Here is a 23,119-nt window from a genome sequence, read left to right as displayed (position 1 = left end):
CCCGTCGTTTACGTGAGGCGGTGGGTGCCCCGAGTCGATAGCCTTGGGAGCACATCGTCTTCGTCTCGTCCTCCAGGTCGTCTCCGAGGGGTCCGCGAGGAGATCCGCATCGCGGGCATCCCGAGGAGGCGCCGCGGACGAGACCTCTCACGAGCAAGGAGTAGCCGTGCTGCTGCGTATGTCGACCCTGTTCCTGCGCACCCTGCGTGAGGATCCGGCGGACGCGGAAGTGCCGAGCCACAAGCTGCTCGTCCGCGCCGGCTACATCCGCCGGGTCGCGCCCGGCATCTACTCCTGGCTGCCGCTCGGCAAGATCGTGCTGGAGAACGTCGCGCGGGTCGTGCGCGAGGAGATGGACCGGATGGGCGCGCAGGAGGTGCTCTTCCCCGCGCTGCTGCCCCGGGACTTCTACGAGCCCACGGGCCGCTGGACCGAGTACGGCGACACGCTGTTCCGGCTGAAGGACCGCAAGGGCGCCGACTACCTCCTCGGGCCGACCCACGAGGAGATGTTCACCGACATGGTGAAGGGGGAGTACTCCTCCTACAAGGACTATCCCGTCACGCTGTACCAGATCCAGACGAAGTACCGCGACGAGGCCAGGCCCCGGGCGGGCATCCTGCGGGGCCGCGAGTTCGTCATGAAGGACTCCTACTCCTTCGACCTCGACGACGACGGCCTGAAGCGGTCCTACGAGATGCACCGCGAGGCGTACATCCGGATCTTCGAGCGCCTCGGCATCGACTACCGGATCTGCTTCGCGATGTCGGGCGCGATGGGCGGGTCGGCCTCCGAGGAGTTCCTCGCCCCCTGCCCGACCGGTGAGGACACCTTCGTGGCCTGCCACAACTGCGGATACGCGGCCAACGCCGAGGCCGTCGTCACGCCCGCGCCGCCCGCCGTCACCGCCGAGCAGCCGCCCATGAAGGTGCTCGACACGCCCGACACCCCGACGATCGAGTCGCTCGTCTCGCACGTCAACGAGCACCACGGCCTCGGCATCACCGCCGCCGACACGCTGAAGAACCTCGTCGTCAAGGTCCGCACGCCGGGCTCCGACGAGATCAAGACAGTGATCATCGGAGTGCCCGGCGACCGCGAGGTCGACTTCAAGCGCCTGGAGGCGTCACTCTCGCCCGGCGTGCCGGAGATCTTCGAGGCCGAGGACTTCGCCCGCCACCCCGGCCTGGTGCGCGGCTACATCGGCCCGCAGGTGCTCAGGGACCTGGGGATCACCTACCTGGTCGACCCGCGCGTGGTCGAGGGCTCGGCCTGGGTGACGGGCGCCAACGAGCCGGGCAAGCACGCCGCGCACGTGGTCGCGGGCCGCGACTTCCAGCCCGACGGCACGATCGAGGCCGCCGAGGTGCGGGCGGGCGACTCCTGCCCCCGCTGCGCGCACCCGCTGTCGATCGACCGGGGCATCGAGATCGGCCACATCTTCCAGCTCGGCCGCAAGTACGCCGACGCCGCCCAGCTCGACGCGCTCGGGCCCGACGGCAAGCCCATCCGCATCACCATGGGCTCGTACGGCGTCGGCGTGTCCCGGGCGGTGGCCGTGCTGGCCGAGCAGCGCCACGACCAGCTGGGCCTGGTGTGGCCCAGGGAGGTGGCGCCCGCCGACGTGCACATCGTCGGCACGGGCAAGGAGAACCAGATCGAGGTCGCCAGCACGCTCGCCGAGACCCTGGAGGCGCGGGGGCTGCGGGTGCTGGTCGACGACCGCCCCGGTGTGTCGCCCGGCGTCAAGTTCAAGGACTCCGAGCTGCTCGGCCTGCCCACCGTGCTGATCGTCGGCCGGGGCCTGGCCAACGGCGTGGTCGAGCTGCGTGACCGGGTCGCCGGGACCAAGGAGGAGATCCCGCTGGACGAGGCCGTCGAGCGGGTTCTGGCCGCCTGCCGGGCCTGATCGCCGGACACACGGCGCCGCCGTCCCCCCGAGGGGCGGCGGCGCCGCCCTTTTCCGGTACGGAGCGGTACAGCCCAGTACGGGCAGGTACGGGCACAGTACGGCGGCGGCCCGAGGTCCCGTCCGATACGGCCGTGGCCAGGCTACTGGCCGTCCGGCGAGGACGGCTCCGGCTGGGCCTCCTCAGAACCGGACGTCCCGGCGGACCCGTCCAACCCGGAGGAGTCCGGCGCGGGGGTCCCGGCCCCCGGAGTGGGGACGGCGACGTCGAAGTCGGCGCCGGCTCGGTCCATGCCCGGGAACGGGCCGATCTTCGGCTGCCAGCCGTACGCCCGGGTCGCGCATTCCTGCGCGGCCAGCGCGGCGATCCGCCGCAGCGCCGGGTCGCGGTCGGCGGCGAGCTCCAGATAGGCGGTGGTCACCCGCTGCTCCACCAGCACGGCCAGGCGCACCGCGTCGGCCGGTCTGCGCACCGCGAAGGGCAGGCGGTAGGCGGTGCCAGGCTCGGCGGGCGTGCCGCCCCGCTGGGCGATGAGCGTCCGCAACTGGTCGCGCCGCGCACGATGGGCGTCGAACCCCGCGGTGGCGCGCCTGAGCAGCGCGCCGCTCATCTTCCCGCCGATCACCCCGTACGCGTACACGGCGGCGTGCTCGGCGGACAGGGCCCGGCCGAGCGCGTCGCCGACCGGCGCCCGGGCGGGCTCGGTGGCGCTCTCAGTCACGCACCCTCCCCAGGGCGACGACGTGGACGGCCTCGCACGCGCCGATGCTCGCCAGGAGCTGGGAGAGCGCGGGGGAGGCCGCGGCCATCTGGGCCGGTCGCGCCGACGCCGCGCGCCGCTCGGCGTCCCTGAGCGCCCCGACGGAGACCGCGGACGGGTTCTTCGACGGGGACGCGGAGGACGAGGCCGGCGGCGTGGGACTCGCGGGGAACGTTCCCGTGCCGCTCGCGGCGGGCAGGAGCGCGCGCAGGGCCTGCAGATGGGCCGCGTGACGCTGACGGAACGGCTCCAGCGCGGCGGCCCGGCCGGGCAGGGCGGCGACCGCGCGCCCGTAGAGCGACACCAGCTGCTCCTTGCCCGCGATCAGCGAGGTGAGCAGCACGGTCTGCGGATCCGGTGCGGCCGGTGCGGCAGGTTTCCGCGGGGCCGAGGAACAGCCGGCCGCGGCCAGACCGGCCGCGGCGGCGGAGCCCAGCAACGCACGTCTCGTCACTCCTGCCCCGCCGCTGTGTCTCACGACACAGCATCGTACGGCGCGCCGCCCACTGGTCATCGCCCGTGACCGTGATGATCGTGCACGTGTCGGATCGCCGCCCGGGTGTGGCGCTGTTTCCACCTCCCGGTGTCGATAGGCTGTTGGCACATCGGGCTAGGCACACGGTCACAGCCACACGGTCATTGGGAGGTCGGCATGGGCAGCGACGCTCGACGCGGCCGCCTGGTTGAGCTGCTCGGCCCGGTGGTCGCCGCCGAGGGCTTCGACCTGGAGGACGTCACGGTCACACCGGCGGGTCGCCGGCGGCTGGTGCGCGTCGTGGTGGACCGGGACGGCGGAGTGAGCCTGGACGACGTGGCCGACGTGAGCCAGTCCGTCTCGAAGCGGCTGGACGAGGTGGACGTCCTGGGCGGCAGCGCGTACGTCCTCGAAGTCACCTCTCCCGGAGTGGACAGGCCGCTCACCGAGCCGCGCCACTGGCGCCGGGCGCGCGGGCGGCTGGTGAAGGCGGAGCTGCTCGACGGCACCTCCGCTGAGGGCCGCGTGACCGAGGCAGACGAGGCCGGCGTGGAGCTGGACGGCGCGCGCCGCATCGCGTACGGCGAGCTGGTGCGCGGCCGGGTACAGGTCGAGTTCAACCGGCGCGAGGCCGGGCTCGACGACGAACTTGATGAGGACCTCGATGTCGACGAAGACATCGACGACGCCGACGACGAGGGCTAGGGGGAGCCTTGTGGACATTGACATGAGCGTCCTGCGCAGCCTGGAGCGGGAGAAGGACATCTCCTTCGACCTGGTCGTCAAGGCGATCGAGGACGCGTTGCTCATCGCGTACTTCCGCACGGAGGGCGCGGCGCAGAAGGCTCGGGCCGAGCTGGACCGCGACACCGGCCATGTGATCATCTGGGCCGCCGAGCTGGACGAGAACGGCGAGGTCGTGCGGGAGTACGACGACACCCCGTCCAACTTCAGCCGGATCGCCGCCACCACGGCCAAGCAGGTGATCCTGCAGCAGCTGCGCGACGCCGAGGACGAGGTCAACTTCGGCGAGTTCGCGAGCCGCGAGGGCGAGCTGGTCGCGGGCGTCATCCAGCAGGGCAAGGACCCGCGGGTGGTGCTGGTCGACCTCGGCAAGATCGAGGCGATCCTGCCGCACAACGAGCAGGTCCCGGGTGAGGAGTACGCGCACGGCGAGCGCATCCGCTGCTACGTGGTGCAGGTGAAGAAGGGGCCCAAGGGGCCCTCGGTCAGCCTCTCGCGCACGCACCCCAACCTCGTGAAGAAGCTCTTCGCGCTGGAGGTGCCGGAGATCGCCGACGGCACGGTGGAGATCGCGGCCATCGCCCGCGAGGCCGGCCACCGGACCAAGATCGCGGTCAGGTCGCGCAAGCCCGGCGTCAACGCCAAGGGCGCCTGCATCGGCCCGATGGGCTCGCGCGTGCGCAACGTCATGACGGAGCTGCACGGCGAGAAGATCGACATCATCGACTGGTCGGAGGATCCGGCCGAGTTCGTCGGGAATGCTCTGTCGCCGGCGCGTGTTTCCCGTGTCGAGGTGGTCGACGCCGACAGCCGCACCGCGCGTGTCATCGTGCCCGACTACCAGTTGTCCCTGGCCATCGGCAAGGAGGGCCAGAACGCCCGCCTCGCCAACCGCCTGACGGGCTGGCGGATCGACATCCGGCCGGACACCGAGCAGGCACCTGCTGATCCCGCTGATGCGTCGGCGAGGTAAGCTGGAATATGGTTACCAGGCAGCCCCGCTGAGAACATGTGTGGGCTGCCGGGTTCGCACGGTAAAGTCCGAGTTGCTCCGCCTGGTCGTGGTCGAGGACGTGATCGTCCCCGACACGCGAGGACGGCTCCCGGGACGTGGTGCCTCGTTGCACCCGTCCCCGCGCTGTCTGGAGCTCGCTGAGCGTCGCCGGGCGTTCCCACGCGCGTTCCGCGCGGAGGGACCGCTTGACACGTCGCTCTTGCTGGCTTACTTGGAGGGGTTGACGCCGGGGCGGTCCGGGTGAATGGTTACCGCTGGCCCTCGGTATCGGCTCCGGGAGCCAGGGCACGACGAAATTGTCATGTAGGACGCCGAGTTGATGGGCGGAGTCAGATTGCTATGAGCGCCTGATGAGCACGCGGCGATGAGTACGTTCAGGTAGCGACGGTCCGGCGGCACTGCTAGCCTCCCGGGCCGAGTTAGGGAGTGCAGTGGCGAAGGTCCGGGTATACGAGCTCGCCAAGGAGTTCGGGGTCGAGAGCAAGGTCGTCATGGCCAAGCTCACCGAAATGGGCGAGTTCGTGAGGTCGGCGTCCTCGACGATAGAGGCGCCGGTCGTCCGCAAACTGACTGAGGCGTTCAAGGGTGACGCCTCCAAGGGCGGGGGCAAGCCCGCCCGTCCGGCGCAGCCGAAGCCTGCGCCGAGGCCGGCTGAGAGCCAGGCCAACGGGGGCGCCCCACAGGCGCCCGTTTCCCAGTCCACCGGCGCGGTGGCCAAGCCGGGCCCGAAGCCCGGTCCGCGGCCCGCTCCGCGTCCGGTTCCGATGCCTCACCCGCCGGTGGCCCAGCCGGACGCGGCGCGCCCCGAGGCCGCCCGTCCGCAGGCGCCTCGCCCGGAGGCCCCGCGTCCCGCGGCGGCTGGCCCGAGGCAGGGTGGCCCCGGTGCAGGTCCCGGTGCAGGTGCGCCGAAGCCCGGCCCCAGGCCGGCTGCGGCCCCGCGCCCGGGTGGCGCACCCGCCGGTCCCGGCGCGCCCACTGGTGGCGCTCCGCGTCCCGGCGGGCCCAAGCCGGGCCCGCGTGGCCCGCGTCCGGGCAACAACCCGTTCTCCTCGACCGCCAGCGGCATGGGCCAGCGCCCCGCGCGACCCGGCGGCCGCGACGGCGGTCGTCCCGACCGCGGGGATCGTCCCGAGCGTGGCGACGGCGCCCCCCGCGAGCCGCGTCGTGACGGCGGGCGCGACGGGGCCATGCCGCGTCCGCCGGGCGCGCGTTCCGGCGCTCCGGGCGCCGGCGGTCCGCGTCCCGGACCCGCGGGTCCGCGTCCCGGGCCGGGCATGGGCGGTCCTCGCCCCGGCCCCGGCGCAGGTGGTCCGCGTCCCGGTGGTCCGCGTCCCAACCCGATGATGATGCCGCAGGGCCGCCCGGCCGGTCCGGGCGGTGGTCCCGGTGGCGGCGGCGGTGGCCGTCCGGGTGGCGGCGGCGGTCGTCCCGGTGGTCCCGGTGGCGGCGGCGGTCGTCCGGGTGGCGGCGGCGGTCGTCCCGGTGGGGGCTTCGGCGGTCCGCGTCCCGGTGCCACGGGTACCGGTCGCCCCGGTGGTCCCGGCGGCGGTCCCGGTGGTGGCGGCGGCGGCTTCGCCGGTCGTCCGGGTGGCGGCGGTGGCCGTGGCCGCGGCGGCGGCACGGCGGGCGCCTTCGGGCGTCCGGGAGGCCGTCCGACCCGGGGCCGCAAGTCCAAGCGCCAGAGGCGCCAGGAGTTCGACAACATGCAGGCCCCGGCGATCGGCGGCGTGCAGGTTCAGCGCGGCGGCGGGCAGGTCATCCGCCTCCCGCGCGGCGCGTCCCTGTCGGACTTCGCCGATCGGATCGGCGCCAACCCCGCCTCGCTCGTGCAGATCATGCTGCACCTCGGCGAGATGGTGACGGCGACCCAGTCGGTCAACGAGGAGACGCTGCAGCTTCTCGGCGCCGAGCTGGACTACAACGTCCAGGTCGTCAGCCCGGAGGAGGAGGACCGCGAGCTCCTCGAGTCCTTCAAGATCGAGTTCGGTGAGGACGAGGGCGACGAGGCCGACCTCGCGCCGCGCCCGCCGGTCGTGACCGTCATGGGTCACGTCGACCACGGTAAGACGAAGCTGCTCGACGCGATCCGCCACACCAACGTGGTGGCCCGCGAGGCCGGCGGCATCACCCAGCACATCGGCGCCTACCAGGTGGCGACGACGCACGAGGGCGAGCACCGGAAGATCACCTTCATCGACACCCCGGGTCACGAGGCGTTCACCGCCATGCGTGCCCGTGGTGCGCAGGCCACCGACATCGCGGTGCTGGTGGTCGCGGCCGACGACGGTGTGAAGCCGCAGACCATCGAGGCGCTGAACCACGCCCAGGCGGCGAACGTCCCGGTCGTGGTGGCGGTCAACAAGATCGACAAGGAGGGCGCGGACCCGACCAAGGTGCGGGCCCAGCTCACCGAGTACGGCCTGGTGGCCGAGGAGTTCGGTGGCTCCACCCTGTTCGTGGACATCTCCGCCAAGCAGGGCGTCGGCATCGACAACCTGCTCGAGGCCATCCTGCTGACCGCGGACGCCGAGCTCGACCTGCGGGCCAACCCGGAGATGGACGCCCAGGGCCTCGCGATCGAGGCGCACCTCGACAAGGGCCGCGGCCCGGTGGCGACCGTGCTCGTGCAGCGCGGCACGCTGCGGGTGGGCGACTCGATCGTCTGTGGCGAGGCGTTCGGCCGCGTCCGGGCCATGCTGGACGACAACGGCGAGACGGTCGACGAGGCCGACCCGTCGCGTCCGGTCCTGGTCCTCGGTCTGACGGCCGTCCCGCGCGCCGGTGACAACTTCATCGTCGTCACCGACGACCGCATGGCCCGCCAGATCGCCCAGCAGCGGGCGGCCAGGCAGCGGATCGCCGACATGGCCAAGTCCGGCCGCCGGCGCACCCTCGAGGAGCTGTTCAAGGACCTCGAGAAGGGCCAGGTCGACGAGCTCAAGCTCATCATCAAGGGTGACGTCTCCGGTTCCGTCGAGGCCCTGGAGGACGCGCTGCTCAAGATCGACGTCGGCGAGGAGGTGCGCCTGCGGGTGCTCCACCGCGCGGTCGGCGCCATCACCGAGCACGACGTCAACCTGGCGATGGGCGACGACAACGCCGTCATCATCGGCTTCAACGTGCGGCCCGAGGTGCGGGCGCGCGACCTGGCCGAGCGCGAGGGCGTGGACATCCGGTACTACTCGGTCATCTACCAGGCGATCGAGGAGATCGAAGCGGCCCTCAAGGGCATGCTCAAGCCGGAGTTCGAGGAGGTCAGGACCGGCACCGCCGAGATCCGCGAGGTCTTCAAGGTCCCGAAGATCGGCAACGTCGCCGGTTCGATCGTCCGCTCGGGCGTGATCACCCGCAACAGCAAGGCCCGGCTCATCCGCGACGGCGTCGTGGTGGCCGACAACCTCACCGTCTCGTCGCTGCGTCGCTTCAAGGACGACGCGACCGAGGTCCGCGAGGGCTTCGAGTGCGGTATCGGTATCGGCTACAGCGACATCAAGCTCGAGGACGTCATCGAGACGTTCGAGATGCAGGAGAAGCCGCGCGTCTGACGCGCCGTCCCGCCGCCCCCGCCACGCGCGGGGGCGGCGGCCGGTCGTCCGTGACGTGGTGACAACCCATGTTCATCGGTGCTCTTACTCTTGACATCCTGCTCGGCGACGTCCGTTCGCTGAAGCAGAAGCGCTCGGTGGTCCGGCCGATCATCGCCGAGATCCAGCGCAAGTACCCCGCCGTCGCCGTCGCCGAGGCGGGCCACCACGACCTGCACCGGCGCGCCGAGATCGGCGTCGCCGTGATATCGGCGTCCGCGGCCAACTGCGACGAGGTGCTGGACGCCTGCGAACGCCTGGTCGCCTTCCACCCCGAGATCGAGTTGCTGTCCGCGCGGCGGCGGCTCTTCAACGACCACGAGGAATAGACGCCGGGGCCCGCGCGTCAGCCGTACAGATACGAGGGAGCGTGAGCATGGACGCAGCGCGTGCCAGGAAGCTGGCCGATCGCATCCAGCAGGTGGTCGCGGAGATGCTGGAGCGGCGGATCAAGGATCCGCGGCTGGGATTCGTGACGGTGACCGACGCCAGGGTCACCCCGGACCTGAGCGACGCGACCGTCTACTACACGGTTTTCGGCTCCGAGGCGGAGCGCGCCGACACGGCCGCCGCTCTGGAGAGCGCGAAGGGCATCATCCGGTCGGAGGTCGGCCGGCAGACCGGCCTGCGGCACACCCCCGGTCTCACGTTCGTGCACGACCCTCTCCCCGACAGCGCCCGCCACATGAACGACCTGTTCGCGCTGGCGAAGGAGAAGGACGCGGAGGTCGCCCGCCAGGCGGAGGGCGCGCAGTTCGCCGGGGACGCCGACCCCTACCGCTTCGAGGAGGACCTCGACGCCGAGGCGGCCGAGGAGGAGGGCGAGGACGAGCCCACCGGCCGGGCGGGGCGCCCCGCCCGGTGACCACGAACGAAAGCGCCGTCGGCGAGGCGGACTGGCGGCGCGCGACCGAACTGATCCGCGCCTCTGACACGCTGGCGCTCGCCTGTCACGTGTCCCCGGACGGGGACGCCCTCGGCTCGATGCTGGGCCTCGGGCTGGCGCTGGCGCGCACCGGGAGGAAGGTCGTCGCGTCCTTCGGCGACCGCGTATTCGCCGTGCCCCGGCTGCTGCGGTCCCTGCCCGGGCAGCACCTGCTGGTGGAGCCCCCGGCCTACCCCGCGGAGCCCGACCTGATGATCACCTTCGACGCCTCCACGATGGAGCGGCTGGGCCTGCTCGCGCCCCACGCGGGTAAGGCCGGCGAACTCGTCGTGATCGACCACCACGTGTCGAACACCCGCTTCGGGACGGTCCACCTCGTGGACCCCGCGGCGGCCTCGACCACGACGGTCGTCGAGGAGCTCGTCAACCGGCTCGGTCTCCCGATCGACCGGGAGGTCGCCACCTGCCTCTACGTGGGGCTGGTGACCGACACCGGCTCCTTCAGGCACTCCATCACCACCCCGGCCGCGCACGCCATGGCCGGCCGGTTGCTGGCCACGGGTCTGCGCCCCGAGGAGATCGCCAGGGAACTGTGGGACCGCTCGCCGTTCGCGTACCTGCGGGTGCTCGGCACGGCGCTCGGGCGGGCCACCCTGGAACCGGGCGCCGCCGGCGGCCTGGGGCTGGTGTGGACCTACGTGAGCCGCGCCGACAGAGCCGCGGAGGGCCTGCCGTACGACGAGGTGGAGGGCATGATCGACGTCGTGCGCCGGGTCGACGAGGCGGAGGTCGCGGTCGTGCTCAAGGAGGACGACGAGGGCGGCTGGAACGTCTCGACCCGGTCGAAGGGCGCGGTGGACGTGGCCCGGGCCTGCGCCGCACTCGGCGGCGGCGGCCACCCGCGTGCCGCCGGGTTCTCCTCGGCGCTGTCCGTGGCGGACACGATGGCCGCCCTGCGTCCCCTCCTCGCCCCGGAAGGGAGCCCCTCATGAGCACGGCCCAGCCCAAAAGAACGCAGCCCAAAAGGACGCAGCCCAGAAGGACTCCGCCGCCGAGCGGTCTGATCATCGTGGACAAGCCGGCCGACTGGACGTCGCACGACGTCGTCGGCAAGATGCGCGGCGTCGCGGGCACCCGCAAGGTCGGCCACGCGGGCACGCTCGACCCGATGGCCACCGGCGTGCTGGTGATCGGGGTGGAGAAGGCGACCCGCCTCCTCGGGCACCTCGCGCTGACCGAGAAGGTCTACGAGGCGACGATCCGGCTCGGCGTGACGACGAACACCGACGACGCCGAGGGCGAGGTGGTCGCCACCACCCCCGCCGGGCACGTGACCGACGAGCAGGTGCGCAAGGGCGTCGCCGCGCTCACCGGCGAGATCATGCAGGTGCCGCCGCAGGTCAGCGCGATCAAGGTCGACGGGCAGCGGGCCTACAAGCGGGCCCGTGCCGGCGAGGAGGTGGCGCTGGCCGCCCGGCCGGTCACGATCCACGCGTTCGAGGTGGGGGACATCAGTCGGACCCCGGAGACGGTGGACCTGGACGCAGTGATCACGTGCTCCAGTGGCACCTACATCCGGGCGCTGGCCCGCGATCTCGGTGCGTCGCTCGGCGTCGGCGGCCATCTCACCCGGCTGCGCCGCACTCGGGTCGGGCCGTACGGCATCGAGGCGGCGCGCACGATCGAGGACCTCGCCCGGGAATGCGTGATCATGCCCATGGCCGACGCGGTTGCGGTGGCCTTCCCCCGCAGGGACGTGGGCGAGGACGAGGCGCGGCTGGTCGCGCACGGCGGGCGGCTGCGCGCGGCGGGCCTCGGGCCGGGCCCGATCGGCGTCTTCGGGCCGGACGGCGCGCTGCTCGCGCTCGCGGAGGAGCGCGGCGGGGCGGCCCGGCCTCTGGTGGTCTTCGTCTCCTGACGCCGGGGGGCTGGTTCCCCGGCACCCCGAGGGGCATGGCAGTCTTGTCTACTGCGCGCTTCCGGACGAGGCAACTCAGCCGTCTTGCCGAAAGCAAGGCAATTGGACACAGAAGCGAGGTCGAGGTGCAGAGCTGGCACGGGCTGGACGAGGTCCCGCAGGACTGGGGCAGGTCCGTCGTCACGATCGGCGTGTTCGACGGCGTGCATCTCGGTCACCAGCGGATGGTGGCCCGCGCGGTGGACATGGCCCGCGATCTGGGGCTGCCCGCGGTGGCGGTCACCTTCGACCCGCACCCTGACGAGGTCGTACGGCCCGGCAGTCACCCGCCGCGGCTCACGACCACCGACCGGCGGGTCGAGTTGCTCTTCGCGCTGGGTGTGGACGCCGTGTGCGTGCTGCCGTTCACGCTGGAATTCTCCCGGATGTCGCCGGACGAGTTCGTCCAGACGGCTCTGGTCGACCGGCTGCACGCGGCGGGGGTCGTGGTGGGGGAGAACTTCCGCTTCGGCCACAAGGCGTCGGGCGACCTGGAGACGCTGCGGACGCTGGGGGAGAAGTACGACTTCCAGGCCGAGGGCGTGCCCCTGGTCAGCGACGGCGACGCCATCTCCTCCACCGTGATCCGGGAGCGGCTGGGGGCGGGTGACGTCGCGGGCGCGGCCGTCCTGCTGGGCCGCCCCCACCGGGTGGAGGGCGTGGTGGTCCGCGGTCACCAGCGTGGCCGGGCGCTCGGCTTCCCCACCGCCAACGTCGAGTCGCCGCAGCACACCGCCATCCCCGCCGAGGGCGTCTACGCGGGATGGCTGCAGTGCATCCAGAGCCCCTCGCCGTACGAGGGGGAGCGCTGGCCGGCCGCGATCTCGATCGGGACCAACCCGACGTTCGACGGGGTGGAGCGCACGGTCGAGGCGTACGCGCTGGACCGCGACGACCTGGACTTGTACGGCGCGCACGTGGCCGTGGACTTCGGCGAGCGGCTGCGCGACACACTCAGGTTCGACTCCATCGAGGCGCTGATCGAGCAGATGCGCGACGACGTGGCGCGGGCCCGCGAGTTCGCCTCCTGAACCTCCTGCGTGGCGCGTCGTGACAGGGTGTGTCCGGCGAGCTGGTAGGGTTGTATGTCAGCCATGCTCAGGTGGCGTGAGCCACCCGGCTGTCCTGTCACGGCGACTGTAGGCACGCACGGTCGTTCGCGGGCTTGGAATCGTTGCGCGTGCCATTTCACCAGAACGGAGAAGCAGTGTCGCTTGACGCCGCTACCACCAAGGCCATCATCGGCGAGTACGGAACCAGCGAGGGTGACACCGGGTCGCCGGAGGTTCAGATCGCGCTTCTGAGCAAGCGGATCAGCGACCTCACCGAGCACCTGAAGACGCACAAGCACGACCACCACAGCCGCCGTGGTCTGCTCCTGCTGGTCGGCCGCCGTCGTCGGCTGCTGAAGTACCTGCAGGCCAAGGACATCACCCGCTACCGCTCCCTCATTGAGCGGCTGGGCCTTCGCCGATAAGGTGAGGAAGGAGCGGCGATTCTTCGCCGCTCCTTTTCCATAAGCGGCCACAATGGCCTGAGCGAGACAACTGAATAGCCGAGACCAACTGCCCCGCGTCCGCAAGCAAGCCGCAGCGCGATCCCGCGGCGTGAGAGGGCCGGTCCTCGGTAGTGGCCCCCGGTCGGCACGGCGACAGCCGTGCGGACGGACCGGGCGCTTCGATCGAAGACCGGCACTGCACCTGAACGGGGAGCCCGGCAAACGAGGACGCGGGAGACCGACCCGAAGAGGAGGTCCCCCGTGGAGGGTGTCCACAGCACAGAGGCCGTTATCGACAACGGTCCCTTCGGCACGCGCACGATCAGGTTCGAGACCGGGCGGCTCGCCCGCCAGGCGGCGGGCAGCGCCGTCGCGTACCTGGACGACGAGACGATGGTCCTGTCCGCGACCACCGCGTCCAAGCATCCCAAGGAGAACCTGGACTTCTTCCCGCTGACGGTCGACGTCGAGGAGCGGATGTACGCGGCCGGCCGCATCCCCGGCTCGTTCTTCCGCCGGGAGGGCAGGCCGTCCGAGGACGCGATCCTCACCTGCCGTCTCATCGACCGGCCGCTGCGCCCGTCGTTCGTGAAGGGCCTGCGCAACGAGATCCAGATCGTCGCGACGGTCATGGCCCTGCACCCCGAGCACCTGTACGACGTGATCGCGATCAACGCCGCGAGCATGTCCACGCAGCTCGCCGGGCTGCCGTTCTCCGGCCCGATCGGCGGCGTGCGCGTCGCGCTGATCGACGGCCAGTGGGTGGCGTTCCCGGCCCACACCGAGCTGGAGCGCGCCACGTTCGACATGGTCGTCGCCGGGCGCGTCCTGGCCGACGGCGACGTCGCGATCATGATGGTCGAGGCCGAGTCGACCCGCGACACGCTCAAGCTGGTCGCCGAGGGCGCGGTCGCCCCGACCGAGGAGGCCGTGGCCCAGGGCCTGGAGGCCGCCAAGCCGTTCATCAAGGTGCTCTGCGAGGCGCAGGCGAAGCTGGCCCAGGTCGCCGGCAAGGAGACCGCCGAGTATCCGATCTTCCTCGACCACCAGGACGACGCCCTGGAGGCCGTGACCGCCGCCGTCAAGAGCGAGCTCGCCTCGGCGCTGACGATCGCGGGCAAGCAGGAGCGCGAGGTGGAGATCGAGCGCGTCAAGATGCTGGCGGCGGAGAAGCTGCTGCCCGACTTCGAGGGCCGCGAGAAGGAGATCGGCGCCGCGTTCCGGTCGCTCACCAAGAAGCTGATGCGTGAGCGCGTCATCAGCGAGGGCGTCCGCATCGACGGCCGTGGCCCGAAGGACATCCGGCAGCTCAACGCCGAGGTCCACGTGGTGCCGCGGGTGCACGGGTCGGCCCTGTTCGAGCGGGGTGAGACGCAGATCCTCGGCGTCACGACGCTGAACATGCTGCGCATGGAGCAGATGATCGACACGCTCAATCCCGAGCGGACCAAGCGCTACATGCACAACTACAACTTCCCGCCGTACTCCACGGGCGAGACGGGCCGCGTCGGCTCGCCGAAGCGCCGCGAGATCGGCCACGGCGCGCTGGCCGAGCGGGCGCTGATTCCCGTGCTGCCGTCGCGCGAGGAGTTCCCGTACGCCATCCGGCAGGTGTCGGAGGCGCTCGGGTCGAACGGCTCGACCTCCATGGGGTCGGTCTGCGCCTCCACGATGGCCCTGCTCGACGCGGGCGTGCCGCTCAAGGAGATGGTCGCCGGCATCGCGATGGGCCTCATCGGCGAGGGTGACACCTACGTCACGCTGACCGACATCCTCGGTGCCGAGGACGCCATGGGCGACATGGACTTCAAGGTCGCCGGCACCAAGGACGTGATCACCGCGCTCCAGCTCGACACCAAGCTGGACGGCATCCCGGCCCACGTGCTCGCCGCCGCGCTGAAGCAGGCGAGGGGCGCCAGGCTGGCGATCCTCGACGTGATGCAGGAGGCCATCGACGCCCCGGCGGAGATGAACCCGACCGCGCCGCGGATCATCACGATCAAGGTCCCGGTCGACAAGATCGGCGAGGTCATCGGCCCCAAGGGCAAGATGATCAACCAGATCCAGGACGACACGGGCGCCGAGATCACCATCGAGGACGACGGCACGATCTACATCGGCGCCACCGACGGCCCGTCCGCCGAGGCCGCCCGTACGCTGATCAACGGCATCGCGAACCCGCACATGCCGGAGGTCGGCGAGCGTTACCTGGGCACGGTCGTCAAGATCGCCGCCTTCGGCGCGTTCGTCTCGCTGCTGCCGGGCAAGGACGGCCTGCTGCACGTCTCGCAGATCCGCAAGCTGCACGGCGGCCGCCGGATCGAGAACGTCGAGGACGTCATGAACGTCGGCGAGAAGATCCAGGTGGAGATCGCCGAGATCGACTCGCGCGGCAAGCTCTCGCTGGTCCCGGTCGAGGTGGTCGAGAAGGAGGCCGCAGAGAAGGCCGCGGCCGCCGAGAACGGCGCCGAGGCCGCCCCGGCCGCTGAGGCCGCCGAGGTCTCCGCCACGGCGGCGGAGGAGGAGCAGCCGCGGACTCCGCGCCGCAGCCGCAGCCGCACCCGTGGCGGCCGGGACGAGCGCAACTCGTGACGACCGAGACACTGTTCCCGGGCAAGGACGGTGCGGGGGTCATCCGCCGCACCGTCCTCCCCGGCGGCCTGCGGGTCGTGACCGAGACGATGCCGACCGTGCGCAGTGTGGCGGTCGGCCTGTGGGTGGGCATCGGGTCGCGTGACGAGGCCCCCGAGCACATGGGGGCCACCCACTTCCTGGAGCACCTGCTCTTCAAGGGCACGCCCACGCGCGACGCCATGGAGATCTCGGCGTCCATCGAGGGCATCGGCGGTGAGATCAACGCGTTCACCGCCAAGGAGTACACCTGCTACTACGCCCGGGTGCTCGACGAGGACCTGCCGCTGGCGATCGACGTGCTCGCCGACGTGGTGACCTCCTCGCTGATCACCGAAGAGGATGTGGAGTCGGAGCGCGGCGTGATCCTGGAGGAGATCGCCATGCACGACGACGACCCCTCCGACGTGGTGCACGAGCAGTTCTCCTCCGAGCTGTACGGCGACACGCCGATCGGCCGCCCGATCCTCGGCAACGAGGAGTCGATCAACGCGCTCACCCATGACCGCATCCGCGAGTACTACCAGCGGTTCTACGTCCCGCCCCGCACGGTCGTGTCGGTGGCGGGCAACGTCGACCACGAGCGGGTGGTGGCGCTGGTCGCGGCGGCGTACGAGCGGGCGGGCACGCTGGGCGGCTCCGCCGCGCCCGCGCCTCCGCGCATCGGCGGCCCCGGCGTCGACGTCCGGAGCGGCATCCGGGTGCTCGACCGGCCCACCGAGCAGGCCAACCTGGTCCTCGGCATGACCGCCGTCGACCGCAACGACGACCGGCGTTTCGCCCTCGGCGTCCTGAACGCCGCGCTCGGCGGCGGGATGTCGTCGCGCCTGTTCCAGGAGATCCGGGAGAAGCGCGGCCTGGCCTACAGCGCCTACAGCTACACCTCCCAGTACGCCGACACCGGCCAGTTCGGCATCTACGTGGGCTGCCTGCCCTCGAAGGTGGACGACGTGCTGAAGATCTGCCGCGACGAGGTGGCCAGGGTCGTGGCCGAGGGGATCACCTCCGAGGAGATCGCCCGCGGCAAGGGCCAGATGCGCGGCGGGCTGGTGCTCGGGCTGGAGGACACCGGCTCGCGCATGTCCAGGATCGGCAAGAGCGAGCTCGTGTACGAGCGGCTCATGACGGTCGACGAGGTGCTCGCGCGCATCGAGGCGGTCACCCCCGAGGAGATCGCCGCGATCGCCGAGGACATCCTCAACCGGCCGCTGACCCTCGCCGTGATCGGGCCCTACGCCGACAAGGACTTCGGCTCCGCCATCGCCTGAGCGCGCCGTTGGAGGCCGCGCCGGTGCCCTACCGCACCGGCGCGGCCTCCTCGTTCTCCCGTCACGGCTCTCGCCGGGGGCGGCGCCTCCCGCCGCACGAACGCGGGCGCGTCGGCCCGCTCCTCACCGTCCCGCCTCCCTCCGTCACGTATAGCCTTGGGCGCGTGATTAAGGTCGGTGTTCTGGGCGCCCGTGGGCGCGTGGGTGTGGAAGTGTGCAAGGCCGTCGCGGCGGCCGATGACCTGGAGCTCGTGGCGGAGGTCGACAAGGGCGACCCGCTCGACGCGCTGACCGGCGCCGAGGTGGTGGTCGACTTCACCCACCCCGACGTCGTCATGGGCAACCTCGAGTGGTGCGTCTCCCACGGCATCCACACGGTCGTGGGCACGACCGGTTTCGACGCCGGACGGCTGGAGACCGTGCGTGGCTGGCTGGCCGCCAACCCCGGCACGAACTCGCTGATCGCTCCCAACTTCGGCATCGCGGCCGTGCTCATGATGCACTTCGCCGCGCAGGCGGCCAAGCACTTCGAGTCGGTCGAGATCGTCGAGCTGCACCACCCGCACAAGGCCGACGCCCCCTCCGGAACAGCCCGCCGTACGGCGGAACTGGTGGCGCGGGCACGGCGCGAGGCGGGTCTCGGCCCCTCTCCCGACGCGACCACCACCGCGCTCGACGGCGCCAGGGGCGCGGACGTCGATGGGGTCCACGTGCACGCCGTACGGCTCGCCGGGCTGATCGCCCACCAGGAGGTCATCCTGGGCGGCGAGGGGGAGACCCTCACGATCCGGCACGACACGATGAACCGGGCGTCGTTCACGCCGGGCGTCCTGCTGGGCGTACGCCGCGTGCGGGAGCTCGACGGCCTCACCGTGGGCCTGGAGCGTCTCCTCGACCTGCAGTAGTCACGCCGCCCGGCCTGGACGTCATCCCGGACAGGCCCGGGCGGCGCCTCGTAGCGCCGCGGACGACCGGCTCAGCCGGGTGTCCGATCATCGCGGTGGCGGGCTGTAGCGCATCCTGATCTTGATGTCGCCGTCGCCGTGACGTGCCACTTCCTTCAGACCGAGCCGCCGGTAGAGGGCGTGAGCCCGGTGGTTGACCGCCAGAACGTCAACGCGTGATGGCCCCGCTGGTCGCGCTCGTCCCATCCCCAGATCGCCGCGACGTACTCGCCCAGAGCGGCCTTGTGCAGCCGGAAGCAGAACTCGCTGTCGGCCGGCGTCGCCGGCCGCAACCCTATGACGGTCATGCGACCTCCTTACCGGATCGTTCGACGAGCACGCCACCGGTGAACGGCGGGCCCGGTGAGCCGGCGGTGAGGGAGCGGTGAGCGGCCGTCGCCAGTGTTGAGCCATCGCCGGATCCACCGGGGACCGGCCTCAGAGAGGGAACACGACGATGGGCGAGCTGAGCGGCAAGACGGCGCTGGTGACGGGTGGATCGCGGGGGATCGGGCGTGCGGTCGCGTTGCGGCTGGCCGCCGAGGGGGGCCTGGTGTGCGTCCACCACGGCGGTAACGAGGTCGCGGCCAAGGAGACCGTGGCGCGGATCCGGGACGCGGGCGGCCGGGCGTTCGCCGTACGGGCCCGGTTCGGCGAGGACGGCGCGGTGGACAGGCTGTTCGAGGGGCTTAGCGCCGGGCTGGCGGAACACGGCGCGAACGGCCTGGACATCCTGGTCAACAACGCGGGCATCGGTTCCGTCAGCCCTATCGCGCAGGTCACCGAGGAGGAGTTCGGCAGGCTGCTGACGATCAATCTGAGCACGCCGTTCTTCGTGATCCAGCGGGCGCTGCCGCTGCTGAACGACGGCGGCCGCATCATCAACATGGGCTCGACGGCCAGCCGGTTCGCGGTCACCACACAGATCGGTTACACCGTCAGTAAGGCGGCGCTGGAGTCGATGGCCCCGTCGCTGGCCAATGAGCTGGGCAGGCGCGGTATCACCGTGAACACGGTCGCACCCGGCGCGGTCCGGACCGACATGACCGCCGGCTACACCTCGATTCCCGAGGTGGTGGCGGGGCTGGAGGCGATGGTCGCGCTGGGGCGGCTCGGCGAGCCGGAGGACGTCGCGGACGTGGTCGGGTTCCTGGCGGGTCCACGCGGCCGGTGGGTGACCGGGCAGACCGTCGACGTGTCGGGCGGGACCTACCTGGGACCCATCGTGCCCGCGTGATCGCCCCTGTGATCGCCCCTGTGATTACCTCTGTGATCGCCGCCGGGCCGCCGGAGGATAATCGCGGGCATGCGGTTCGGAATCCTCGGCGAGACCCGGGTGTGGCACGACGACGGGACCGAGGTCCCCCTGGGCGGACCGGCGCGGCGCGCGCTGCTGGCGCTGCTGCTGATCCGCCCCGGTCAGGTCGTGCCGCCCGACCGGCTGACCGAGGAGATCGATCCTGACGGCGCGCTGTCGGCGCACGCGCTGCAGTCGCAGGTGTCCCGGCTGCGCACCGCGCTGGGGCCGGCGGCCGCGATCGAGCGGGCCGGCGCGGGATACCGGATCGTGGTCGCGGACGACGACGTGGACGCCTGCCGGTTCGAGCGGCTGGCCGGGCAGGGCCGGGTGGCGTTGCGCGACGGTGAGGCGGAACGAGCGGTGGCACTGCTGCGTGAGGCGCTGCACCTGTGGCGAGGACCCGCGCTGGCCGAGCTCACCGAGAGCGAGACGGCCCAGGCCGCCGCCATGCGGCTGGAGGAGCTGCGGCTGGCGGCGCTGGAAGATCGGATCGAGGGCGAACTGCGGCTCGGCGAGCATCGCGCCGCCATCGCGGAGCTGCGCGAGCTGGTCGGCCGCCACCCGCTCCGGGAACGCCTGGCCGGGTTGCTGATGCGCGCGCTGTCCGCCGAGGGCGGGCAGGCCGAGGCGCTGGTGGTGTTCGAGGAGACCAGGCGGCGCCTGGCGGAGGAGCTGGGCGCCGATCCTTCGGCCGAGCTGGTCGCGCTGCATCGGGAGCTGCTGAGCGTCGATCCCTCGCCGTCGCCGGCCGCGCCGCCCGCCCAGCTGACCTCCTTCGTCGGCCGCGATGAGGAGGTGACCGAGGTCGCCGGCCTGCTTCGGGTGGCACGGCTGGTCACGTTGCTCGGGCCCGGCGGCGTCGGCAAGACCCGGCTGTCGGTCGAGGTGGCCGGAGCGGCGGCCGACGAGGTGTGCTTTGTGGAGCTGGCGGCGCTGGGCGACGGCGCCGGGCTGCCGCGGGCGGTGCTCGGCGCGCTCGGCGTGCGCGAGCACGGGCTGCAGGTGGGGGACGGCTCGCACACGCCGGTCGACCGCCTGATCGCGGCGCTGTCCCACCGGGTGCTCCTGCTCGTGCTGGACAACTGCGAGCACGTGGTCGAGGAGGCGGCCGCGCTCGCGGCGCGGCTGCTGGCCGCCTGCCCACAGCTGCGGATCCTGGCCACCAGCCGCGAGCCGCTGGGCGTCATCGGCGAACACCTTCACCAGGTGCGTCCGCTCGACGGCGACGAGGCGGTGCGGCTGTTCACCGACCGGGCCCGCGCCGTGCGGCGCGGTTTCGCCGCCGATCCTGCGCGCCTACAGCGGGTCTGCGCGGCCCTTGACGACCTGCCGCTGGCCATCGAACTCGCCGCGGCGCGGCTGCGCGCGCTGGACCTCGGCGAACTCGAGGGACGGCTGAACGACCGGCTCGGGGTCGCGGCCCGCGGCAGCCGCCCGGCCGACGGCCGGCACCGGACACTGCGCTCGGTCGTCGCGTGGAGCTGGGACCTGCTCTCCGAACCCGAGCAACGAGCCGCACGGCGGTTCACCGTCTTCGCCGGAGGCGCGACGGCGGAGTCGGTGCGGCGGGTGTGCGGCACGGACGGCGAGACACTGGAGTCGCTGGTCGACAAGTCGCTCCTGGAGGTCTCCCGCGGCCGCTACCGGATGCTGGAGACGATCCGCGCCTACGGTGCCGAGCGGCTCGACGAGGCGGGCGACCGCGAGCCCACGCTGCGCGCCCACGCCCGGCACGTTCTCGGCCTCGTGCGGACCGCCGATCCCCATCTGCGCAGAGCCGAGCAACTGGAATGGCTGCCGATCCTCGTCGCCGAGCACGAGAACCTGCTGGCGGCGGTGCGCTGGGCGGTCGAGGCCTCGGACGTCGCGACGGCTCTGGAACTGCTCGCCTCGGCCTCGACGTACCTGTGGATCCGCGGCGCCTCCGCCGCGGTCGCACCGTACGCGGCCAGACTGCTCGGCGCGCTCGGTGACACGCCCCCGGACGGCCTCGGCGAGGAGTACGCGACGTGCGTGCTGCTGGCCGCGCCCGAACGTGAGACATGGCGACGCCACCAGGCGACGGCGGGAGAGGCATTGGACGCCGCCTGGACCGGCGACCGGGCGGGCCGCTACCCGGCGGCCCTGCTGCTGTGGATGATGCGGAACGTCGGCGAAAGCGACCCCCGGGCCGCGTTCACGCTCCTGTCGGCCCAGCACGACTCCCCTGAGCCGTGGGCGCGGGCCGTCGCCCGATACGTGTCGGGCTTCGGAGCCCTGGGTGAGAGGGACGTCACAGCGGCGGCGCGGCACTTCGGCACAGCCGTCGAGGAGTTCCGGGTCCTCGGTGACCGATGGGGGACGGCACTGGTCCTGGACATGCTCGCCGGGCTGGCGGGCGGACGCGGCGACCACGCGCGGGCGATCGCGCTGACCGATCAGGCCCTCACCCTGACCGACCAGCTCGGCGCCCAGGAGGACGCCGCCGACCTGCTGGTCAACCGGGGCGACTACCTCGCCGCCGACGACGCGGAGGCGGCCCGCGCCGACTATGCGAAAGCCGCCGATCTGGCCCGCCGCGCCGGCAGCACCACCTGCCTGGGGGCGGCTCTGCGCGGGCTCGGCGACATCGCCCTGCGGGAGGGCGACCTGGACGAGGCGGAACGGCTGTACGCCGAGGCCGCCGAACGGACGGATCCGCACTGGATCAGGAGCCTCGGCAACCGGGTGCGCACGCTCGCCGGGCTGGGCCGCGTCGCCGAAGCGCGCGGCGACCACGCCACGGCCCGGGCCCGTTATCAGGAGGCCGCCGAGGCCATGGCGGTAGGCGGCTCGACCCCGGACGCGCTGCGCCTGCTGGGACTTCCCGAGGCCCTCGCAGAGGCGGTGAGCCGACGGTGAGCCTCCGGTGAGCCCTCACCGGCAGGCTCTCTGCCATGGACAACCGCAACGTACTGATCTCCGGCGCTTCCGTCGCCGGCCCCGCGCTCGCCTACTGGCTCCACCGCCACGGCTTCACCCCCACGATCGTGGAGCGCGCCCCGGCGCTGCGCGACGGCGGCTACGCCGTCGACTTCCGGGGTGAGGCGCACCTGTCGATCCTGCGCCGGATGGGCATCCTGGACGACATCGAACGCGCCCGCACCGGCATGGGCCACATGTCGTACGTCAACAGCGCCGGCAAGCCGCTGGCCAAGCTGCCCGCCGACCTGTTCGCCGGAGACGTCGAGATCCTCCGCGGCGACCTGGCCCGCATCCTCTACGACGCCACCAAGGAGCACACCGAGTATGTCTTCGGCGACTCCATCACCTCGCTCACCGAGGATGCCCACGGGGTGACCGTCACCTTCGAACGCGGCGCGCCGCGCCGGTTCGCCCTGGTCATCGGTGCCGACGGCCTGCACTCCAACACCCGCCGCCTGACCTTCGGACCCGAGGAGAACTACGTCAGGCACCTGGGCGTCTACTGCGCGATCTTCACCACCGCCAACCACCTCGGCCTCGACCACACCGGCCACGCCTACCGCACCGCGAACAGGCTGGTGGCGATGTACAGCGCCCGCCACAACGCCGAGGCCAAGGCCGTCTTCTACTTCGGCTCACCGGACCTGGACCTGGACCGCCGTGACGTGGCCCGGCAGCAGGCCGTCCTCGCCGAGCACTTCACCGGCAACGGCTGGCAGAGCGACCGGCTGCTGCAGGACATGCGGTGCGCGCCGGACTTCTACTTCGACTCGGTTGGCCAGGTCCGCATGGACTCCTGGAACCGAGGACGGGTGGCCCTGGTCGGCGACGCCGCCTACTGCCCGTCCTCCCTGTCCGGCATGGGGTCCGGCCTCGCCCTGGTCGGCGCGTACGTCCTGGCGGGGGAGCTGGCCGCCGCGCACGGCGACCACCGCGTCGCGTTCGCCCGCTACGAGCGGGAGATGCGCGAGTACGCCGAAGGCTGCCAGAAGATGGGCGACGGCGTGGCCAAGCTCATGGTCCCCGGCAGCCACTTCGTGGCCTCGGTCCTCAACCGCTACTACAGGGTCATGCCCTACCTGCCGGGAAGGAACATGCCCGCCAAGATCGCCCGCAAGGCCGCCGGGAACATCACCCTCCGCGACTACCCCGTGAACGATGCCCGCCCACGCTAGGACGTCTTCGACGTCCACGAGGCCGGGCG

20 protein-coding genes are annotated in these 23,119 nt (G+C 72.0%); 17 read left to right on the top strand and 3 right to left on the bottom strand.

All coding sequences use genetic code 11. The features are described from left to right. Window positions 1-166 precede the first annotated feature (166 nt). Window positions 167-1,909, top strand: coding sequence for a proline--tRNA ligase (locus tag ACQEVJ_RS33650; RefSeq protein WP_433108133.1), 1,743 nt, complete (start codon window positions 167-169; stop codon window positions 1,907-1,909). A gap of 143 nt (window positions 1,910-2,052) precedes the next feature. Here the strand turns inward: ACQEVJ_RS33650 and ACQEVJ_RS33645 are convergent, their stop codons facing one another. Further along, window positions 2,053-2,631 carry a ferritin-like domain-containing protein gene (locus ACQEVJ_RS33645; RefSeq protein ID WP_433108131.1) on the bottom strand — a complete coding sequence of 193 codons (579 nt, stop codon included), beginning with the start codon at window positions 2,629-2,631 and terminating at the stop codon, window positions 2,053-2,055. Next, window positions 2,624-3,124, bottom strand: a complete 501-nt coding sequence (locus tag ACQEVJ_RS33640) for a hypothetical protein (RefSeq protein ID WP_433108129.1) — start codon at window positions 3,122-3,124, stop codon at window positions 2,624-2,626. The genes ACQEVJ_RS33645 and ACQEVJ_RS33640 overlap by 8 nt, the downstream gene beginning before the upstream one ends. A gap of 198 nt (window positions 3,125-3,322) precedes the next feature. Here ACQEVJ_RS33640 and rimP point away from each other — a divergent pair, with 198 nt between their 5' ends. The 13 genes from rimP (at window position 3,323) to dapB (ending at window position 17,633) form a co-directional block, all read left to right on the top strand. After that, window positions 3,323-3,850 (top strand): ribosome maturation factor RimP, encoded by a 528-nt coding sequence (rimP, locus tag ACQEVJ_RS33635; protein WP_433108127.1) that lies wholly within the window; start codon window positions 3,323-3,325, stop codon window positions 3,848-3,850. A gap of 22 nt (window positions 3,851-3,872) precedes the next feature. Continuing rightward, complete coding sequence (nusA, locus tag ACQEVJ_RS33630; protein WP_433108125.1) at window positions 3,873-4,862, top strand: transcription termination factor NusA; 990 nt, start codon at window positions 3,873-3,875, stop codon at window positions 4,860-4,862. Continuing rightward, the gene (locus ACQEVJ_RS33625) at window positions 4,846-5,148 is read left to right on the top strand and encodes a YlxR family protein (RefSeq protein ID WP_433108123.1); all 303 of its coding nucleotides are present in this window, start codon (window positions 4,846-4,848) and stop codon (window positions 5,146-5,148) included. The genes nusA and ACQEVJ_RS33625 overlap by 17 nt, the downstream gene beginning before the upstream one ends. A gap of 187 nt (window positions 5,149-5,335) precedes the next feature. Next, the gene (gene infB, locus ACQEVJ_RS33620; RefSeq protein WP_433108121.1) at window positions 5,336-8,449 is read left to right on the top strand and encodes a translation initiation factor IF-2; all 3,114 of its coding nucleotides are present in this window, start codon (window positions 5,336-5,338) and stop codon (window positions 8,447-8,449) included. A 68-nt stretch (window positions 8,450-8,517) separates the two neighbouring features. After that, complete coding sequence (locus ACQEVJ_RS33615; protein WP_433108119.1) at window positions 8,518-8,817, top strand: DUF503 domain-containing protein; 300 nt, start codon at window positions 8,518-8,520, stop codon at window positions 8,815-8,817. A 47-nt stretch (window positions 8,818-8,864) separates the two neighbouring features. Further along, a complete protein-coding gene (rbfA, locus tag ACQEVJ_RS33610) occupies window positions 8,865-9,353 on the top strand; it encodes a 30S ribosome-binding factor RbfA (protein WP_433108117.1) in 489 nt (162 codons plus the stop codon). After that, complete coding sequence (locus ACQEVJ_RS33605) at window positions 9,350-10,366, top strand: DHH family phosphoesterase (RefSeq protein WP_433108115.1); 1,017 nt, start codon at window positions 9,350-9,352, stop codon at window positions 10,364-10,366. Before rbfA ends, ACQEVJ_RS33605 begins: the two co-directional genes overlap by 4 nt. Continuing rightward, a complete protein-coding gene (gene truB, locus ACQEVJ_RS33600) occupies window positions 10,363-11,292 on the top strand; it encodes a tRNA pseudouridine(55) synthase TruB (RefSeq protein WP_433108113.1) in 930 nt (309 codons plus the stop codon). The genes ACQEVJ_RS33605 and truB overlap by 4 nt, the downstream gene beginning before the upstream one ends. 125 nt (window positions 11,293-11,417) lie before the next feature. Continuing rightward, window positions 11,418-12,362, top strand: a complete 945-nt coding sequence (locus ACQEVJ_RS33595) for a bifunctional riboflavin kinase/FAD synthetase (protein ID WP_433108111.1) — start codon at window positions 11,418-11,420, stop codon at window positions 12,360-12,362. A gap of 176 nt (window positions 12,363-12,538) precedes the next feature. Beyond that, complete coding sequence (rpsO, locus tag ACQEVJ_RS33590) at window positions 12,539-12,808, top strand: 30S ribosomal protein S15 (RefSeq protein ID WP_204052667.1); 270 nt, start codon at window positions 12,539-12,541, stop codon at window positions 12,806-12,808. Window positions 12,809-13,090: 282 nt separating this feature from the next. Continuing rightward, the gene (locus tag ACQEVJ_RS33585; RefSeq protein WP_433108109.1) at window positions 13,091-15,421 is read left to right on the top strand and encodes a polyribonucleotide nucleotidyltransferase; all 2,331 of its coding nucleotides are present in this window, start codon (window positions 13,091-13,093) and stop codon (window positions 15,419-15,421) included. Next, a complete protein-coding gene (locus tag ACQEVJ_RS33580) occupies window positions 15,418-16,728 on the top strand; it encodes a M16 family metallopeptidase (RefSeq protein WP_433108107.1) in 1,311 nt (436 codons plus the stop codon). The genes ACQEVJ_RS33585 and ACQEVJ_RS33580 overlap by 4 nt, the downstream gene beginning before the upstream one ends. A gap of 164 nt (window positions 16,729-16,892) precedes the next feature. Beyond that, window positions 16,893-17,633: a 4-hydroxy-tetrahydrodipicolinate reductase gene (gene dapB / locus ACQEVJ_RS33575; protein ID WP_433108105.1), complete on the top strand. Its 741-nt coding sequence runs from the start codon at window positions 16,893-16,895 to the stop codon at window positions 17,631-17,633. 155 nt (window positions 17,634-17,788) lie between these two features. Here the strand turns inward: dapB and ACQEVJ_RS33570 are convergent, their stop codons facing one another. Next, a complete protein-coding gene (locus tag ACQEVJ_RS33570; protein WP_433108103.1) occupies window positions 17,789-17,980 on the bottom strand; it encodes a hypothetical protein in 192 nt (63 codons plus the stop codon). A 149-nt stretch (window positions 17,981-18,129) separates the two neighbouring features. On the opposite strand from ACQEVJ_RS33570, the gene ACQEVJ_RS33565 reads away from it, so the two are divergent. The 3 genes from ACQEVJ_RS33565 to ACQEVJ_RS33555 all read left to right on the top strand — a co-directional run bounded on the left by ACQEVJ_RS33565 (window position 18,130) and on the right by ACQEVJ_RS33555 (window position 23,090). Then, entirely contained in the window at window positions 18,130-18,909 is a 780-nt protein-coding gene (locus ACQEVJ_RS33565) for an SDR family NAD(P)-dependent oxidoreductase (RefSeq protein WP_433108101.1), read from the top strand. Window positions 18,910-18,978: 69 nt separating this feature from the next. Further along, window positions 18,979-21,852: a BTAD domain-containing putative transcriptional regulator gene (locus ACQEVJ_RS33560; protein WP_433108099.1), complete on the top strand. Its 2,874-nt coding sequence runs from the start codon at window positions 18,979-18,981 to the stop codon at window positions 21,850-21,852. Window positions 21,853-21,887: 35 nt separating this feature from the next. Then, window positions 21,888-23,090: an FAD-dependent monooxygenase gene (locus tag ACQEVJ_RS33555; RefSeq protein ID WP_433108097.1), complete on the top strand. Its 1,203-nt coding sequence runs from the start codon at window positions 21,888-21,890 to the stop codon at window positions 23,088-23,090. The last annotated feature ends 29 nt before the right edge of the window (window positions 23,091-23,119 follow it).

Origin of the sequence: Microbispora sp. CA-102843 (genome assembly GCF_050936215.1) — a bacterium.
Lineage (GTDB): Bacteria > Actinomycetota > Actinomycetes > Streptosporangiales > Streptosporangiaceae > Microbispora.
The sequence above is the reverse complement of the archived record's forward strand: the minus strand, read 5'-3'. Positions and strand labels throughout refer to the sequence as shown.

Coding starts and splice junctions, on each gene's coding strand:
- ACQEVJ_RS33560 (WP_433108099.1), top strand. CDS start 18,979: ATGCGGTTCGGAATCCTCGGCGAGACCCGGGTGTGGCACGACGACGGG.
- rbfA (WP_433108117.1), top strand. CDS start 8,865: ATGGACGCAGCGCGTGCCAGGAAGCTGGCCGATCGCATCCAGCAGGTG.
- ACQEVJ_RS33615 (WP_433108119.1), top strand. CDS start 8,518: ATGTTCATCGGTGCTCTTACTCTTGACATCCTGCTCGGCGACGTCCGT.
- ACQEVJ_RS33555 (WP_433108097.1), top strand. CDS start 21,888: ATGGACAACCGCAACGTACTGATCTCCGGCGCTTCCGTCGCCGGCCCC.
- ACQEVJ_RS33565 (WP_433108101.1), top strand. CDS start 18,130: ATGGGCGAGCTGAGCGGCAAGACGGCGCTGGTGACGGGTGGATCGCGG.
- rimP (WP_433108127.1), top strand. CDS start 3,323: ATGGGCAGCGACGCTCGACGCGGCCGCCTGGTTGAGCTGCTCGGCCCG.
- truB (WP_433108113.1), top strand. CDS start 10,363: ATGAGCACGGCCCAGCCCAAAAGAACGCAGCCCAAAAGGACGCAGCCC.
- ACQEVJ_RS33570 (WP_433108103.1), bottom strand. CDS start 17,980: ATGACCGTCATAGGGTTGCGGCCGGCGACGCCGGCCGACAGCGAGTTC.
- ACQEVJ_RS33625 (WP_433108123.1), top strand. CDS start 4,846: ATGCGTCGGCGAGGTAAGCTGGAATATGGTTACCAGGCAGCCCCGCTG.
- nusA (WP_433108125.1), top strand. CDS start 3,873: ATGAGCGTCCTGCGCAGCCTGGAGCGGGAGAAGGACATCTCCTTCGAC.